This is a genomic window from Butyricicoccus sp. AM32-19, from assembly GCF_003480365.1.
GTDB lineage: Bacteria > Bacillota > Clostridia > Oscillospirales > Butyricicoccaceae > Agathobaculum > Agathobaculum butyriciproducens.
Genome location: NZ_QUIX01000013.1, coordinates 46,222 through 64,021, shown reverse-complemented (window position 1 = coordinate 64,021; position 17,800 = coordinate 46,222). Strand labels below are relative to the sequence as shown.

The following is a 17,800-nucleotide window of genomic DNA, read 5'->3' as shown; positions in this document are numbered from 1 at the left end:
GTGGTTTTATTGTAGCATACGGCTTCGGAAAAGTACAAGTGCGGCCTCGCGCGGAGCATAGAGACGGCACAAGTCTATTATAAAAAAGCTGCCCATGAGGTAGCTGTCTATAAAGCGGGTTTTGAGAAACAAATACTATGGCAATTGCCGGACAAGGGTTGCTGACAAAAGGGATATGTACCGTAAGATATACTATCTAACAGATGGGGTGATTTTATATGCGAAAAGGAGCAGTATATAACTGCTCCTTTGAGGCTGTCGAAAAACTATCGTTTTTCGAGCAGCCTCTCGATCGAAACCACGCTTTCGATCGAATGCTGAAGAAAAACCGCGCCCTCCGGACACAATTTTTCTTCCCTTGTATAAAAACCGAGGTACACAAGGTGAATTGCAGCATAGCGGCAAGAGAGGGTGGTCTGGACCACGCCCCCGGTTTTTATGAATTTGCTGCGCAAATTCTATTTTATGCGTGCTGTCGCACGAAGCACAAAATAGAAATCTGACTTTTCGACAAGCTGAAAGGAGCAGTATATAACTGCTCCTTTTTTCATGCCATCCGGCGTATTTGGTTTTACTTTTGAACGATTTTCTCGCACCAGCGCTGCATGATTGCTGCGATCTCGGCACGAGTTGCGGTGCCGGTCGGGGCAAGAAGGTTGTCGCTCTTGCCATTCAGCACGCCCGCGCCGACAGCCCACTGCAATGCGGGAATTGCGTACTCGCTTGCCTGCAGGGCATCCGCGTAGCTGAGAATGTTGGTGTCCTCGCCTACGCTTACGTCAATGCCCTTGCTCTGTGCGTAGCGGTACAGGATTGCTGCCGCTTGTTCACGGGTGACGGCTGCATTCGGTCGGAACGTGTCGTCTGCGTAGCCGGTTACGACCTTGTTTGCCGCTGCCCAGCCGACCGCCTTGGCGTACCATGCGTCCACCTTAACGTCGGAGAAGCTGGCCGAAGCGCTCTGCGGCTTGCCCTCCAGATTGAACAGAATCTGCACAAGCATACCGCGTGTCAGATTGCTGTTCGGTGCAAAGGAAGTGCCGGAAACGCCGTTCATTATGCTGTGCGTCAGCACATAGTCGATGGATACATGATACCACTTACCGGTGTCAACGTCCTTAAACGGTGCCGACGGACAATCCTTGCCACCGTCACACGGCTTGGTTTCGCCGGACGCGGCAAATGCCACATTGACCTTGGAGGACGGCATCTTAAAGGTGTATTTGCCGCTGCCGAGGTCGGTCAGCGCAACGGACTTGCCGTTTGAGTCCGTGACGGTCAGCGTACCCTCGTCGGAAACGGTCAGCGTTACGGTGTCGCCTGCCGCCGCCTTAGTCTTATCCGCTTTGACGATGTTCGCCAGTGCAGACGGGATAACGATATCGTAAGTGGTCGGCGCAACGGCTCCGCCGCCGCCACCACCGCCGCCGCCGGAGGTACCGCCGGTGCTCTTAAAGCTTGCGCTGACGGAAACCGCTGCCGCATCGACCTTGTAAGTGCCGCCCGGCTGCTTGGTCGCGCCGGAAACGGTCAGCTTATCGAGCGTGTAGCCGGTTGCCGGATCTGCGGCAATGGTGAGTATATCGCCTGCCGCCAGCTTTGCGCCGTCTGTCAGAACGGTGTCGCCCAGCTTGACCGTCAGTGTGCCGTTTTGCGGTGCGGTAATGGTCAGAGAAACCATCGAATAGATGTCGGCCTTAAACGTGATAGTGCTGACAACATTTTCCATGCGGATACTCCAACTGCCGTCTGTCTGCAATGCGCAGCGCGTTACCGTACCGCCTTGGAAATCCAGATTGCGGATCAGGTATCCCTTTGCGGGGAGCATTGCAAATTCGATCGTGCCGCCTTTGCGAATCTGACGTTCCGTGCCGTAATCATTGGGTGTTCTGGAACTCGTGCGGAAGGTATACTTTGCGTTGTCGGCAGGCAGATCAAACAGCGTTACATTCTCAAAATCCACTTGCACCTTGCTGTTTTCGGTCGGAGTGAGCGTGAAAGTGTTGGAGAGCTCGTCTGCTGCCGTGCCGTTTACCGTCCACGCCCGAACCATCTTACCGGAATCCGGTGCGGCGGTCAGCGTCAGCGGAGCGCCCTTGGGTACCTGAATGCCGCCGGAGGCGTCAATGGTCGTGCCATCCGCGCGTTTAACGGTCAGCTTGCCGCCGTCACCGCAGACGGTCGTAAGCGTCACCATCTGGCTGACGCCGAATGCTGCGTCAATGATGTGGTTCTCCGTCACGTTGTTCAGGTTGAGTGTCAGCGCGTTGCCTCCTGCTGTGCCATCCAGCGTCCAGCCGGTCAGATATGCGCCGCTGCTCGGCTGTGCGGTGAGAACAACCGCCGCATGGTGCGGAACGGTCAGCTTGCCGCCAGTAATAGCAACGTCTGCACCGTTTACCTTGGCGGAAACCGCGCCATTGCCGCTGATATTGACGGTGACGGTGTGTGTCGGAATCGGCACAAAGCGGACGTAAACCGAGGTGTTGCCGGTCAGCGGGTCAATGACATAGGTTGTGCTCTCCTCCGTACCGATGGCAGTGGTGCCTGCCGCGTCTGCGTACCAGTTTTCGACCATGTAACCCGTATCGGGTACTGCCGTAAACGCAACGCGTGTACCGGATTTTGCCTTGCCGTTCTCGTCCGGACCGGAAACCGTCAGCGTGCCGTTATCCGCGCCGCTGGTCGGGATCACGCCGTAGGTTACGGTGTATTCCGCGTCCGCGATTTCGTAGCACGCAATGATTTCGGTGTCCTCGGTGACGGTCAGGGTGTAGGTCGTTGCATCGGGTTTGTGCATCGTGCCGTTTACCTTCCAGCCGATGAAGGTGTAGCCGCTTGCCGGTGCGGACGCGGTGAACTTGATTTCCGTATCACCCTTGACGGTGCTGCCGCTTGTCAGCGATTTATCATTCGTAATGCCGCCGCCGGTCTGCGCCGAGAAGGTCACTTCGTAGGATTTGCGCTCAAGCTTTACGCGGATATCCGCGCCTTGTGTTGCCGAAACGTCACAAGCGAGGCTGTTGCCGGTATACGGCTTGCCGTTTTGCTCGTAAGCGGCGCCGTTCAGCGTCCAGCCTGCGATTTTGTAGCCGTCACCCAGATTTTCGACCGTTACGGTCAGCTTGCCCTCGGCGGTGACGTTGTTGCCGCTGGCAATGGCATCGGGCTGACTCATGCCGGCACGCAGGAAGGCGGCGGACAGGCTTGCACCATGACCGGTGTCGCTGTCTTCGGCAATGCCGAAGGTAACAGCACTGCTGATCTCGGTGAACTGCACCTTGACCTCGTGTACGGTATCGCTATCCGTGATGTTGAGCGTCGGTGCGCCTGCCTGCTCGGTGCCGTCCAGATACCATCTCTGCACCTTGTAGCCCTGATTGGGCTGTGCGGTGAACATAACCTCCGAGCCGCTGAGAACTTCATTGCCGCTCCGGAGCGGGGTATTCGTGCCGTTGCGGGTCGCTACAGCGGAAAGTGTGCCGTTTTCGCCGGAATTGTCGTCCTCCGGTGTGGTATCCACAACCGAGAAAGTGATTTTCGCGGTCGGGATTTTCTCAAACACAACGGAAACAGTCACATCCTCGGTGATTCCGTCGGCGTTCGGTGTATAGGTGTACGTCTGGTCATCCGAGTTTACAACCGCCGAACCGGAAACATCATTGTCGTTTACCGTCCAGCCTGCAACGCGATAGCCGATCTTCGGCTGCGCGGTGAAGGTCAGCGCGTCCTTGCTGCCGCAGGGCAGATAGAAGCTGCTGCCGGTATGAGAGGCGCAGGTCAGCGTGCCGTTTTCACCTGCCAAAAGCGTGATTTTCGGCTGCTGACGGAAGGTTACGACCAGAGCAGCGTTGCCGTTCAGCGAGGGGATTTGATAGGTACCGCTTGCAGTCGGCGTAACGGCGTTGCCGTTCAGCTTCCAGTCGGCAATCTCATAGCCGATGTTCGCCTTGGCGGTGAACTGAATGGTCGAGCCTTGAAGCTGGCTTTCGCCGCTCGTCAGCGCACCTGCGCCCAGCTTGACCGCCGATACCGTACCTGCCGCATCGGTGATTGCGGAGCCGTCCGCCATCTTGCCCTGAAAGGCTACGGTATAGCGGTTGAGTGCGGTGCATTTTACAACGAAGGTGGTGTCATGGCGCAGATCATGCAGCGCCATGACGCGGTTATCGGTGCTGAGCGTGCCTGCTGTGTCAGGTGTTGCCGTCCACGAATCCACCAGCAGACCGTCCGGCGGCGTTACGGTGATGACCGGATTTTCACCGGTGTGTGCCGTGTAGGTGAACACACCGTTCATGCCGGTCAGCTCGGTACCGCCGACCGAGACTTTTGCGCCGGTCAGCGGATTGCCGTCATTGTCCACCGGCTTAATGGTCACAACCGGATGGCTGTTTTCGACAAAATATACGGTTACTGTCACATTCTCGGTGAATTTATCGAATGTATAAGTGCTGCCGGTGTAATTGTGCGTGCCATCTGCGGTTTTGAGCGTTTCGCCGTTGACCACCCAATGGTCGATGGCAAATCCGTCCTTGGGCTGCGCCGACACGCGGATGGTCTGACTGTAATTGACGTTTCCGCCCGAGACAAACGCACTGCCGAGTGCACCGTCCGTCAGGTAGTTAGCAGAAACCGTACCCATGGTATCGTTATTCGATTGATAGGTAAACGCGCTGGCTCCGGCGGTAAATTCTACGGAAACATCGGTATCTGCGCCCAAATTGTCAATAGTATAGCTGATATTGTTGTAATATGTGCTGCCGCTGTCTGCAACGTAATCCGTGCCAACCTTCCAGCGGCTGACGGTGTAGCCTGCCTTGGGTGCGGCGGTGAAGGTCACCTTGCTGCCTTTGGGCAGGCTGCTGCCGCTGGAAACCGGAAGCACTGCGCTCGCGGCATCCGCCTGATAGGTGATGGAAACCGTGCCGTTGGTATCGCCCTTGGCGTTTACGGTGTAGCTTTCGCCGGAAAGCGTGTAAACCGCGTTTTTCAGCAGGATATTGTACTTCTCCTGCAAGGATTGAATCTTCTTCGAATCCTTTAGCGCGATATAGATGGGGTATTTACCCGGAAGGGCTGCGGTGGTGCCTTCGGAGGTCAGCGTGTAGTCCGTGTCTGCCGTTAGGGTGTCGTTGTCCCATGCCGCAAGACCGGAAACCTCTGCGGCGGCAGGCGTGCGGTTGGTGTCGTTCAGCGCCTTGCTCGTATCGGCAGCGGACAGCGTGAGCGTGCCCTTGCTTACGATAATAACCTTGGAATCGGTAAGATTCTGACAGGTTGCCGTAATGCGGTAGTTCGTCACCAGTTTGGGCGTAAATACGCCGTTTTCGAGGGTATAGTCTGTGGCGGATACTGCCGAAACGTACTTGCCGCTTACCAGCTTTTCCACCGTATAGGTAGCTGCGACATTCTGCGAAGTGCCATTTTGACTGGTCAGCGTTGCGGCGAGATTTGCGCTCTCACCGTAGGTGACATTCGCGGGTGCGGTCAGCGACAGCACCGAGTGGTCTGTCTTGTTCAGCACGAAATAGACATTCACAGACGCGGTGCTCGGCGCGTAGACGTCATCGCCGGAGTACATGGCGGTGATGGTTGCCGCGCCCTCACCGCGCGGCTGGAAATCGGGCTTGGAAGCGTTGGCTTGGTTGGTATCAAGGTCTACCGTAATGGTTTGTCCCTCAATGCCCGCACCGGAAATGATAAAGGTGACGGTGCCGGTCATGCCGGTCGGCTTGCTGCCGTTTTCCAATACCGAGGCGGTCAGCGGATATTGCTTACCGGTGATATTTTCGGTTTTCGTGTTCGTGCCGGTGGTTTCGGTCGCCTGATAGACCGGTGCCAGCGTGTTGACGTCCGTTCTGCCGACAAGAGTGCTCGCATAGCGCAGCGTAAACGGCAGGTAGGTCGTGCCGCTGTCCTTGGTGTACAGATATGCGATTTCGCCGTTTCCGTTCGCCTCGTAGAAGGTGTAGCCGGAATACGCGCTGTCGGTCGGCTGGAATTTGTGTACAGCGGTGTACGATACGCCATTATAGGGAATAGAGGTGCTGTCACTGACCGGATTGCCGAGCGCCAGCGTTTTCGTATCGGTTTTGCCGTCTGCGTCCGTTTCGGTGAGGATCGCCTGCGGTCCTTCGGATTGAATATCCAAAGCGCTGCCGATTTTGTCGGCGGAAAGCGCCGTGTCCTTATCCAGCAGACCATTGCTCAGCGTCGGCGCGGGACCTTTATAGGCGTAATACGCCGCACCGTCAAACCAGAAAAATTGGTTGCCGCCAGAGAGCAGGGAATAGGTCTTATCACCGCTCGTCAGCGTTACCGCCTTCTGACCGGTGACAGTGGTTCCCGCACTGGTCGTCAGCGTGCCGCCGGACAGCCAAACGGTGCCGTTCTTCGGTGTGATTTGAATGCTGGTCGGCACGCGAGAAACGTCCAGTGCTGCAGATTTGGTGTACAGCGAACGGTTTTTCACATACACGCGGCAGCGGTATGCATAGCCGTTCATCTCCTCTGCAGCGGTGATGGTGAGCGACGGGCCGTTCGCGCCGGAAACACCGGTGCTGTTTTTCAGTTCGCGCCACTGCGACTTGCTGTCGGTCGTTTTCACCTGCCACTGATAGCTGATCGGCTTGGCGCCGCTGTCATCGGTGTAGGTCGCGGCGGTGGTGAAGGTCGCAGTTTTACCTGCGGCGGTCGAGGCGTCCTTCGGGTGGGTGGTGATCTCAAAATTCGCCGTACCGTTCAGCGTAGTAGCGTAGGCGATTGGGCTGTCGATACTGCTGCCCTTGGTTGGACTGACCGCGCGTACGCTGAACCGGTAATCGGTGTTGGCATCGAGGTCGGTCACCTGATATTGTGTTACCGTATAGGGGACTGTTGCGATCTTGTTGTATTCGCCATGCTGGTCAATCATGCTGATCTCGTAATATGCTGCGCCGCCGCTGGATTCCCATTCCAAATCCACCGTGCTGGTGCTGACCTCGGTAACGGTCAGATTCTGGGGCATTCTGGGTGGCTGATTGACGTTTTTGACCTCGTAGCCGACGATCCAGACCGGTGTTCCGTCAAGCTGTGCGTTGTTGACGATCAGCTTCCATTCGAAGCCGTACTGCGTTGCCTCAGCAGGCAGGGAATCGACCGTGCCGGAGAACGCCGTGCCGTCCGCGCTGGACTTGCTCCAGCCGCCGCCTGCGCCGGTGCTGCCGGTCACGCCGACATAGCCCTTATTGCCGAGCAGTGCGCCGCCGCCGCCAACCTTGTAGTTCAGCTCCAGATTAAAGGCGTGGCTGTGTTCTTTGCCGGTCGTCTTGGTGATCTCCTGCGTGGTATCGGCAGTGGTGCTGCTTGCGCCCGTGTGCGCATAGGCACCGCCAAAGGTAAACTCGCGCGTACCGGCGGGTTGATTGGCGTAGGTTTCCGGTTCGCCGGGCGTGGAGTAAAGCAGGTTGCCGGAAATCGGCTCCAGCCCCTTGGTTTCCGCGGCGATCTCGTCATAGCTTTCCACATCGAGCACCGCAACGGTTGGATCGAGTGCTGCGGGCAGGATGGTAGTGCTCCACTGCTTACTGTCCGGGTCGTACATCTCATAAATATAGTACTGATACGGTATGGTGTACACAACGGCCATATCGCCGCCGCCTGCCTGCGCGTTGTAGGTGACGGAGTGCTCGATTTCGGTCGATTCTGCGTAGTCATAGCTGTAGCTTGCGGACAGCTCAACCTCGTATTCGCCGCCGGCGAGCGCCTGTACCTCGAGCGAGTGATATACGCCGAGCGCCTGCGAAACGCTTGCGGTTTTGGTGTCGCCGGTGGATTTGCTTGTGCCGTAGGCGGTGCCGCCGTTGCCGATGTAGTCATACGTTTCGTTGAGGTCGGCAAAGTACGGCGTCGCCTGCAGGACTGCGTATACCTCGGGATTGGTGTATACCGTATAGTCGGCAACGTAGCGCATGGTGATCGAGTCGTTGCCGAAATCCGGCAGTGCCAGACTGACGAACGTGCCCGTATTGTCATTGCGGCGGCTGGATTCCGCGATAACGCCCTCCTGCGTGCTGTAGAATATGTGGTTTTTGGTGCTGTCTGATGCGCCGCTCTTTGCGCCGGTCAGATATGCCGCACCGAGGTCCATCCAGTAGTAATCATCGCTGCCGTTGACCGGCTCCTTGCGGTGTACGCCGGCAACATAAACGAAGGATTCGCGCCATTTGTTGTACTGATCTACCGCACTTTTGTCGGATGGGTTGCTATCCACTACGCCCGCCTGCACATCGCTGATCCAGACCTGTTCCTTGGCCTTGTTCTTGCCGTTGATGTTGACCTGCGAGGTGCACACGCTGACGGACGAAAGCTGGGTCGTGATACCGCCGGTGGTGTCAAAATCGTAGATTTCTCCGCCGAGCAGTACCTCATCGTTGCTGTTGTTTGCACCGATGCCCTCCATATCCGCGCAGCCGAGCGCGATAGGCGCATGGATCGGACGGTAATAGTCCTCATCCGGGTCATCAATGTAGCTTTGAGCGATTTTCTTGCCGCTGTCACCGAGTGCCTGTGTGCGGTACTCGGACAGCTTAAATTTTTTCGACTGCGGATCGTAGTAGGCAAAGCGGTACGCAGCGGTCGTATACGCGCCGGAGTCGTGCGCGGAAGAGGCGTTATTGCTCTGATAACCCGCTGTGATGAGCACCGTACCGGTGATGCCGGTATCCGGCAGGGAGAACGTGCCGAACGCGCAGTTTGCGGATACCATCGCATGCTCGCCATCGGCAAGCGATACGGTATCCAGACCGCTGACCGGCGTGAGCGTGCCGGATTCCTCGGTGAATACGGTCAGGTGCGCCGCCGAGGCCACATTGCTGTTGTCGGTCGGTGCGGATGCGGTAACGGCAATTTCCTCCTTGCCGTCGCGGTCGAGGTCGCCGCCGGCAAGCGTCACGACCGGGATTTTCTCGATCTGCCACTGCCACTGCGTTGCCTGCTGATACGAGGATGATTTACCGGCATTGATTTTTAACTCGTCAATGCGTTTCATGGAAGATTTCATGGAAGCGGTGTCGAATACGTCCACATAGGCGTAGCGCGTGCCGTTTTCGTCTTTCCAGCGTCCGGCGTAGACGAACAGCTCGTCCTTGCCGTCGCCGTTCACATCTGCTGCGGCAACGTCCATGATGGCGTCCATTTCCTGCACATAACGGCGGGTAAAGTACGCCATGCCGTCGCCGTAGGTCATTTCTGCGGTAGCGATCGGGGATAGCGTACCGGCAGGGGAACGCTTGCCGTTATCGTTTACCTTAAACAGCGCGAGTTCGAATTTACCGTCGTACTTTTTGCTGCCGATGGTGGTTTTTTCGCCGCGACCGTAAGCACGAAGCTCGGCAACGTAATTATCCTTGCCGCCGCCATTGTTGAACGCGGTGCTGGTGGCATAAATGCCGGAAAAGCCGTTTGTGTTGTAATCGGTCACATTTGCGGAATTAGAGCTGAGCTTGCTGACATAGGTGTTGCCCTTGTCAGAGGGCAGCCCGTAGCCGTTGACGGCATAGCGGATATATGCGCCGTCCAGATTGCCCTGCACATTGCTCTTGTTGTCGCCGTCCCATACAGCGGAATCGCGGTTGTTGGTCTCCATGCGGTCGAAGCCGTCCCGGATGAGGTAGCGGTTCGCCTGCGAACCGCTCGCCGCAACATAGACCTCGCTGGCGGTGAACGCCTGCGAAACGTGCTTCTTGCTGTACGGCGCTGTCAGAGACGCGCCCTTGTCCTCGGCATTGAGCGACAGACCGAGCGCCGCATAGGTGCTGCTGTCGATCTCGCGCTCCGGTATATTGGCTGCCGCTGCCTTTGGCAGTACGATCTGCGGCAGCATTGACAGCAGCAGCGCCGCTGTCAATGTCAAGCTGATCCCTCTTTTGTATTTCATTCTGTTATGCCTCCTTTATTGTATTCCGGCTGCTGCCGCAGCAGGCGGATGAGCTCCTGTGTGATTTGATCGGATGGGACGGTATCGGGCGGTCCCACGGGATAGAAGTGTACGCCGAGCCGCCGCGCTTCTGTGGAAAACTCGGGCCGGCGGCACAGCCACAGTATGCGCTCTCCGGGCAGACGGCTGCACAGAAAATCGCACGCGGTCAGTCCCGCCGCGCCTTGATAGCCGACTACCGCCAGCCGGATCGGCACGCCGTCCCGCAGGGCATAGGCAAGCCGAACGTCGCCGCGCCGGTCGGGTGCATCGGCAAAATACAGCACCGGACAGCCGCACGCCTGTTCTGCTGCGCGGAACTGCTCGCGGTTGATGCCGCAGCAGGCAATATTCATGCAGATTCCCTCCTTATGGTGTTGATCGCGCTGCGTAATGCCGCGGTGGAAGCATCGCGCAGCAGGAATGCCGTCACGCGATAGCGGAACGCGAACACCGCGTATTCCATCTCATCTGCGATCCAGAGGATCGGCAGCAGCGGCGCCCGCTGGCGCAACTCGCGTACCGCTGTCAGACCGTCCGGACCATCCAGTGCTACAACTGCCGCATCGTAGGCGGCGGCGCAGCCGGAGAGCGCGGAAAGCGCGTTGAATTCATCAACCGGCAAAGGCTCTTCGGGAATAGCAGCGCACAGCCGCGCCTCCCACAAGTCACCGTCCAGATATCGTGCCAGCAGTGCCAGATGCATATGTTCTCCTCCTCATCAGTACGCAAAATTTACTCACAAATCGCTCTTGTTCAATTATGCGGGATTGCCATAAAAAGACAGACTCCGTATCGAGTCTGGCTGATTATAGTAAACTACGCTGTCCAGCCCGCGGCAAGCGGTTTTACCGAATGGCTGCTTTTAGCGACCAAACGGTTGCTCGACCGCGTTGTTTTTGTGCTATAATGAAAATGGAATAGTTTATTCAGGAGGCGTTGTATGCTGCGTATCGCAATTATAGATGATCTGTCCGCCGACCGCGCGGTTCTGCGGGAGGCGCTCGAGCGGGAGCTTGCACCGCGCGGCGCTGCGTTCACCATCGAGGAGTTTGCCTCCGGCGAGGAATTTACCGCCGCGTTCGTGCCCAGACGGTATGACGCCGCATTTATTGATATTTACATGGGCGAGGTCAGCGGCATGGAGGTCGCGCGGCTGCTGTATCACCGCGACCCGGCTTGCCGGATCATTTTCCTTACCACCAGCCAGGAGTTTATGTTGGAAAGCTATGCGGTGCGCGCCACCTACTATTTGGTTAAGCCCTTTGCCGAGGAGCGCCTGCGGCAGGCGTTGGATTTCTGCTTTCCTGCGCCCGATCCGTCCGATCTTTTGACTGTACCCACCAAAAGCGGCGTGCAGATGCTTTCCCGGCGGGAGATTGTGTGCATCGAGTCGATCGCACGGCATGGCGTGGTGCGCCTGTGTGAGTACAGTATTGAGAGTGCAGCGACCTTTGCCGAACTGACCGCGCCGCTGGAGACGGACAACCGTTTTCTCGGCATCGGGCGCGGTATTTTAATCCAACTCGGGCATATAGCCGCGCAGGAGGGCAGTGATTTTATTATGGATAACGGACTTCGTCTGCCGATTGCGCGGCGCTGCCGCAGCGAGGTGCTGCGCAGCTTTCAGGCGTTTGCCCTGCGGGAAATGGAGAGGGGATTATGAGAGCATATGCGAAGCTGATTTTGCCGCTGCTGTGCGCGGCAGCGTGTACCGGCGCGGCATTGGCGTACGAACTGCCGGACCTGCCGGAGCACGGCGCGGAGCAGCCGCCTGCTGTTGCGGAAAATCAGCCTGCCGATACGGAAACCATCGAGGAAACGCTGGAAGTATCGGACGAAAATGAGGAAAACGGCGCGATTCAGCCGTCAGAACCCGATATGGACAGCGGCTTTTTGATCGAGCCGGAACCCGAACCGCCCGAATCCACGCCCGAACCGGAACCGAAAACCATCGTGCTGACGCGCTTCGACACACAGGTGAATGTTGACGTAGCCGCGATTGCCTGCGGAGATGCGAACGCGCTGCACGCCTTTTTCTGTGATGCGAGAGACGGCTTGTGCGGCTATGATGCGGATGGCACACCCTACGACTTTTTCACCGGAGCGTGGGAGCTGTCGGCGGTCGATTGGAATACGCCCGGCGTGTATGATGCTGTGGCGCCGCTGCTTTTGGTCGATGGGGAGGACAGAGCGTGCTTTTCGCTTGCCGAGGGCGTGGAAGCGCCGATGATTCGCTGTCGCGTGAGCGTACAGCAGACCGGAAAGCCGGAGATCGGTGAGTTTATCACGGCACGCGGTCAGATGATTTTTCCGTGGGTGCTGACCGAGGAGCAAAAGGCGCAGCGCGACCGGTTCACGGTATGGCTTAAGCGGGAAAACGGTGCATGGGAGGCGCTGACGCGCGGGATTTCGGTCGGGACGGACGCGCTGAAACTCTATCCGCAGACCTGCGGACTGATATCGGGAACGACCTGTGCATTGCAGGTGGAATATCCCGGAGGGCAGACCGGCATTCTGACCTTTACATACGACGTCGCTCCGCTCAAGCACGGCTACAGTGCGGGCAGCCGCGACGGCGGCGGTGAGGATACCTATCTGCCGGATATTATTCAGCCATCGCCCGGCGGCTCACATTCGGGCGGCTCGCATCATCGACCGAGTACCTCCGAACCGGCGGCGGACGAGCCGGAAACGCCGTCGACCGAAACGCCGGAGGAGCCGATAAAACCGACCGAGGAACCCGAAAATACAGAGGAACCGGCACAGACCGCGCCCGTCCTCGAGCAGGACACCGCAGACGGCGCGGTGCTCTCCGGCACGCGCCTGCGGGCGCTCATCGACATGGACGAGCCGCTGACACTGAACAAAAACGGCGTTGCCTTCTCGCTGCCGTCCGATGCGCTGCGGGCGCTGGAGCTGACCGATGCGGATACTCTTGCGGTTACGCTCACTCGATCGGCAGAGGGCAGAGCACAGGCGGAACTGCGACTGAACGGAGAGAAGATCGACCTGCCGGACGGTATGACGCTGACGACCGATGAGGCAGAAGCACCTGCCGAACCGGAACAGAAGCTGCCGTTTGCGGCTGCAGGCGCGGCCGTGCTGGCGGCAGTTTTCGGTCTGATGTGGTGGAGGAAACACCTGTGAGCCGGTTCTTTCGCCGTTTGCTGACGGCTTTGCTGGTATTTACGGCGGCATCTGCGTTCTGCCTGCTGTTGTACCACTATGACAACAAATATACGCAGTCTGCGCCGCAGGCAATCGCCGGAACGCTGTTCGTTTCTGAGGACGATTTGGCGGCGTATCCGGTGCGCAGCCTGTGGAACGGCTGGAATTTCTATCCCGATGTGCTGCTTTCCCCGAAAACCTGCGAAAACCGCGATAAAAGCACCGTTCGTTCCGTGCAGATTGGCGCATACAGCAATTTTGCTTTCGGCAGCACGGAACGGACGCCGCATGGCTGCGGCACCTATATGCTGACGCTGCTGCTGCCCGAAACGCCGCGGCGGTATTTGATCGAGCTGCCCGAGATCTTTTCCGCTTACCGGTTTTATATTGATGACGAGCTGGTGCTCTCCGCGGGCGAGACGAACGCCGAGCAGTACCGCTCGCGGCTGCAAAACCGTGCGGTCAGCTTTAAGGGCAGCGGCACGGTGCGCCTGCTGCTGGCGGTGCGAGATGAAAGCTGGATATACAGCGGTATGACCTATCCGCCGGCGTTCGGCACAGCGCTGGGCGTGAATACCCAGCGTGCGGTGCGCGTGTGCATCTCCGCCGCTATGCTGACACTTATGCTGCTGTTTGCGTCCTTTGCGCTGTGGCTGTGTCTCGGCTCCATGCGGTGCCCGCCCAATTCACGGCTGTTTCTGCTGCTGAGTCTGAGCGCGGCAGTGCTGCTGTCCGGTCCGGTCGTTCATGCGCTGAAGGCGCTGCCGGTGCAGCCTTGGTACACCATCGAGCTGGTCAGCGGCTACCTGACCACGCTGCTGATCGTTCTGCTGCATGGACGTATTTGTGCGCTGCCGAATGCCGTGCGCAAGGCGGCGGTTCTGGTCTGCGCCGGCATATGTGGTGCGGCGCTGCTGTGCGGTGCGTGTGCCGCGCACCTGTCCGAATGGGGTATCCGCGCATTTTCCGATCTGACGGTGCTGTTTCGGCTGGCGGTGACAGTCTATCTGCTCGGCTCGGCCCTCTATGCGGCGCGCCGACGGGAATGGCACGCCGGAGCGCTGTTCTGCGCGGATATTTTCTACGGCACGCTGTTTTTGTGGGACTGCCTGCTGCCTGCCTACGAGCCGATTCTCGGCAAATGGTTTTATGAATGGGGTTGTCTGCTGTTGGTGTGCGTGCTGGGCGCGGTGTTCTGGCAGGATATCGCACAGGGCTACCGACGCAGCCTGACCTTTACGGAGGAGCAGCGGCAGATGGCGCGGCAGCTTGCCATGCAGAAGGCGCATTTTGCGCAGATTTCGGAGAAGATTGAGGAAAGCCGCCGCCAGCGGCACGATTTCCGACAGCATCTGCGCACGATTGCGGGTATGGCGGGCGATCCGGAGGCGCAGCTCGCGTATATCAGCCGCATTACTGCGCTGTCCGAAGCGACCCGACCGGAAAGCTACTGCCACGATCCGGCGGTGGATGCGATGCTGTACTATTATGTCAGCTCTGCGCGGCGCACAGGAATTCGGGTGTCGGTTCGCGCCGAGCTGTCCGAGGATACTGCTGCGTTCAGCGTGCAGTTCTGCACCATACTGGGGAATCTGCTGGAAAATGCGCTGGAGGCGTGCTGGAGACTGCCCGAAAGCACGGAAAAGTCCATCTGCCTGCACATGAAGCAGCAGTTTCGGCGGCTGTATGTGGTGCTCGAAAACAGCTATGACGGCGAGGTGAACCGGCGCGGCAGTGCGTTCCTTTCGCGCAAGCATACGGGCAGCGGAATCGGAACCGCCTCGGTGCGCGAGCTGACTCGCCGTCTTGGCGGAACGGTGGAGTTCGAGCCGCAGGAAAGCATATTCCGCGTGGTGCTCATCCTGCCGGAACGTGCGGATGAAGAAGAATAGCGAGGAAAACACCTGCTTGGACGTAGCCCCATGTCCTATTTATGAAACAGAACAAGAACCCGATACCGTGCTTTACACCGTATCGGGTTCTTGTCATCTTCGTTATTCGCTGCGGCTCTCGGACTTACTCCTCGTTTTTCGGCTTTTTCTTCTTCGAGGCAGTCTGCGTGCGCAGATATTGATATGCCTACTGGATGAAATACGGCGTTGCATTGAACAGATAGGTCGAGTTCAAATACGCGTCTACCAGTTCTTCAATGGTGCCCGGCCGATAGCCGTGCATTCCCCGTTCCATACGCAGGCTGTACCCATCGTGCTTCGCCTCCAGACGCATGAATTTCTTTGTGTCTCGGTTTACTTTAGCAAGGCGGTTCAAATAGTCTTTCGCCTTGTCGAACTGGTTCTGCTTGTAGTACAGAATGGCCAGCGGAAGCAGCATCTGCGTTTCCTCATATCCGCCGTACTTTTTGTGCAGCGCCAGCGCATGCATTTCGTCCTCGGTATAGGCGTACAGGTGCATCAGCTGATCACGAACGCCGAGGCTATCACCCTCGGACAGCTTCAGCAGGCGTTCTCCCTCGTTGATTGCGCAGCGCATCATGCCGCACTCGATCAATGTTTGAAAATAGGTATAGCAGACCCGCATATACGGTCTGGTTCTATAGCTCGCCAGCTCCAGATAATCGGATGCGTCTTCCGGCTCGGTCTGTTTCGGCTGCAACCGGCTGTTGTGCTGCGACATAAAGGTTATCGCCAGACGATGCATGCTGTCCTCATCAGTGATTTCGTCCTCATGCTCGCGCAGGAACTGCTGAAGCTCTCTTATCGTCTTTTCTGTATCTCTGCTGCGCATAAGCTGCATCTCATCTTTTCATTTTGCCGTTGGGTTCACTGTTTCTGCATCGAAACGGTGAAAACAGGTTATCCGCATAGCGGCTTTCCACACTGCCGTGATGTATAAGCTCTACTCAGATGAGCGGTTTCTCACTCCGATGGAAATCTTCACTATAATTGAACAAGAGTGCTTTAATTGTGCGGTGTTTCCCAAGGTCTCTGCACAGGAAATGCACTGTGCAGGGACCTGCTGCTCTGCGTACATTTGAATCGGTGTACACAAAAGATATTGTCAATCTGCACAATTTGAAATACAGTGTTTTAAGCAAAGTGCCGTATTTGTAAAAAAACTAAAAATTATCACCCCTAATGTGAAGATTGTGTGTTTTCTAATTTCGGCGGCTTTGATAAAATTATCACAAAGAAATGACACATGAGGAGGGAAGAGCAGCATGGAGTATGTACTGGAAATGAAAGATATCAGCAAGTCTTTCCCGGGCGTAAAGGCGCTTGATCATGTGCAGCTTCAAGTGAAGCCGGGCGAGGTTCACGCGCTGATGGGCGAGAACGGTGCCGGTAAATCCACCCTGATGAAAATTCTGATGGGCATTTACACCAAGGACGAGGGCGGCGAGATCATCTTCAACGGTCAGCCGTATCACGTTTCTAACCCGAAGGAAGCCATGGACCATGGTGTTGCCATGATCCATCAGGAGCTGAACCCGATTCTGGATATGTCCGTGTATGAAAATATCTTCGTCGGACGCGAGCTCCGCAAAAACGGTCTGGTCGATGCAAAGACAGAGATCGCAGAAGCGGAAAAGCTCATCAAGGAGTGCGGTCTGCACGTTTCCCCGAAGGAAAAGCTGCGCAACCTCACCGTTGCACAGTGCCAATTGATCGAGATCATCAAGGCAATTTCCATCAACGCCAAGGTCATTGTCATGGACGAGCCGACCGCCGCTATCACCGACCGTGAGGTCGAGCTGCTGTTCGAGCATATCCGCAGCCTGACGGCAAAGGGCGTTGCAATCATCTACATTTCGCACCGCATGGACGAGATCTTCTCCATCTGCGACCGCGTCAGCGTTTACCGCGATGGTCAGTACATCGGCTCGGGCGATACTAAGGATCTGGACGAGTCGCAGCTCATCAAGATGATGGTCGGCCGCGAAATCACCGATGTATTCCCCAAGCTGGATGCGGAGATCGGCGATGTGATCTTTGAGGCAAAGAACATCGTTCGCGCCGACAACAAGGTAAAGGGCGTCAGCCTTTCGGTTCGCCGCGGCGAGATTCTCGGCATCGGCGGTCTGGTAGGCGCAGGTCGAAGCGAACTGGTGGAAGGCATCTTCGGTATGCACGAGCTGTCGCAGGGTGAGATTTTTGTCAAGGGCAAAAAAATCAAGGTCCACTCTCCGAAGGATATCATCAAGGAGGGCGTGGCCCTCATCACCGAGGACCGTAAGGTCACCGGTTTGAACCTCAGCGGTTCGGTAAACGACAATATCGCCATGGTAGCGATCAAGAAGCTGCTCAGCCATGGCCTTTATAACAAGGGCAAGGCACGCGCCGCTTCCATGGAGTACATCAAAAAGCTGAATATCAAAACTCCTTCCGGCGACCAGATCGCGGGCAACCTGTCCGGCGGCAACCAGCAGAAGATCGTTATCGCCAAGTGGCTGCTGAACGATCCGGACGTCATCATTCTCGATGAGCCGACCCGCGGCATTGACGTCGGTGCTAAGCGCGATATTTATCTGCTGCTCGGCAAGCTGGTGCAGCAGGGCAAGGCGGTTATCATGATTTCGTCCGAGATCCCCGAACTGATGGGCGTCTGCGACCGCATCATGGTAATGTGCGAAGGCAATCTCTCCGGCGAGGTGAAGCGCAACGAGTTCTCGCAGGAACGCATCATGACGCTGGCATCCGCGCTTGAAGTATAAAG

Annotated in this window: 8 protein-coding genes; 4 read left to right on the top strand and 4 right to left on the bottom strand. The window is 57.2% G+C overall.

Annotated elements, in window-relative coordinates; translation table 11 throughout:
• Positions 1-571: 571 nt before the first annotated feature.
• The 3 genes from DW806_RS10970 to DW806_RS10960 are packed head-to-tail and all read right to left on the bottom strand — an operon-like array spanning position 572 to position 10,661.
• Entirely contained in the window at positions 572-9,916 is a 9,345-nt protein-coding gene (locus tag DW806_RS10970; protein WP_118729973.1) for an InlB B-repeat-containing protein, read from the bottom strand.
• On the bottom strand, positions 9,913-10,311 hold the full coding sequence (locus tag DW806_RS10965; protein WP_118729972.1) for a hypothetical protein: 399 nt from the start codon (positions 10,309-10,311) through the stop codon (positions 9,913-9,915). Before DW806_RS10965 ends, DW806_RS10970 begins: the two co-directional genes overlap by 4 nt.
• Positions 10,308-10,661, bottom strand: a complete 354-nt coding sequence (locus tag DW806_RS10960) for a response regulator transcription factor (protein WP_118729971.1) — start codon at positions 10,659-10,661, stop codon at positions 10,308-10,310. The genes DW806_RS10965 and DW806_RS10960 overlap by 4 nt, the downstream gene beginning before the upstream one ends.
• A 237-nt stretch (positions 10,662-10,898) precedes the next feature.
• On the opposite strand from DW806_RS10960, the gene DW806_RS10955 reads away from it, so the two are divergent.
• From DW806_RS10955 to DW806_RS10945, 3 genes are read left to right on the top strand one after another with little or no spacing between them, the layout of a single operon-like run.
• Positions 10,899-11,621 (top strand): LytR/AlgR family response regulator transcription factor, encoded by a 723-nt coding sequence (locus DW806_RS10955; protein ID WP_118729970.1) that lies wholly within the window; start codon positions 10,899-10,901, stop codon positions 11,619-11,621.
• A complete protein-coding gene (locus tag DW806_RS10950) occupies positions 11,618-13,105 on the top strand; it encodes a hypothetical protein (protein ID WP_118729969.1) in 1,488 nt (495 codons plus the stop codon). The genes DW806_RS10955 and DW806_RS10950 overlap by 4 nt, the downstream gene beginning before the upstream one ends.
• A complete protein-coding gene (locus tag DW806_RS10945; protein ID WP_118729968.1) occupies positions 13,102-15,018 on the top strand; it encodes a sensor histidine kinase in 1,917 nt (638 codons plus the stop codon). The genes DW806_RS10950 and DW806_RS10945 overlap by 4 nt, the downstream gene beginning before the upstream one ends.
• Before the next feature lie 187 nt (positions 15,019-15,205).
• Here DW806_RS10945 and DW806_RS10940 read toward each other — a convergent pair whose 3' ends face one another.
• A complete protein-coding gene (locus DW806_RS10940; RefSeq protein ID WP_118729967.1) occupies positions 15,206-15,871 on the bottom strand; it encodes a tetratricopeptide repeat protein in 666 nt (221 codons plus the stop codon).
• Positions 15,872-16,304: 433 nt separating this feature from the next.
• On the opposite strand from DW806_RS10940, the gene DW806_RS10935 reads away from it, so the two are divergent.
• A complete protein-coding gene (locus DW806_RS10935; RefSeq protein WP_118729966.1) occupies positions 16,305-17,798 on the top strand; it encodes a sugar ABC transporter ATP-binding protein in 1,494 nt (497 codons plus the stop codon).
• Positions 17,799-17,800: the final 2 nt, after the last annotated feature.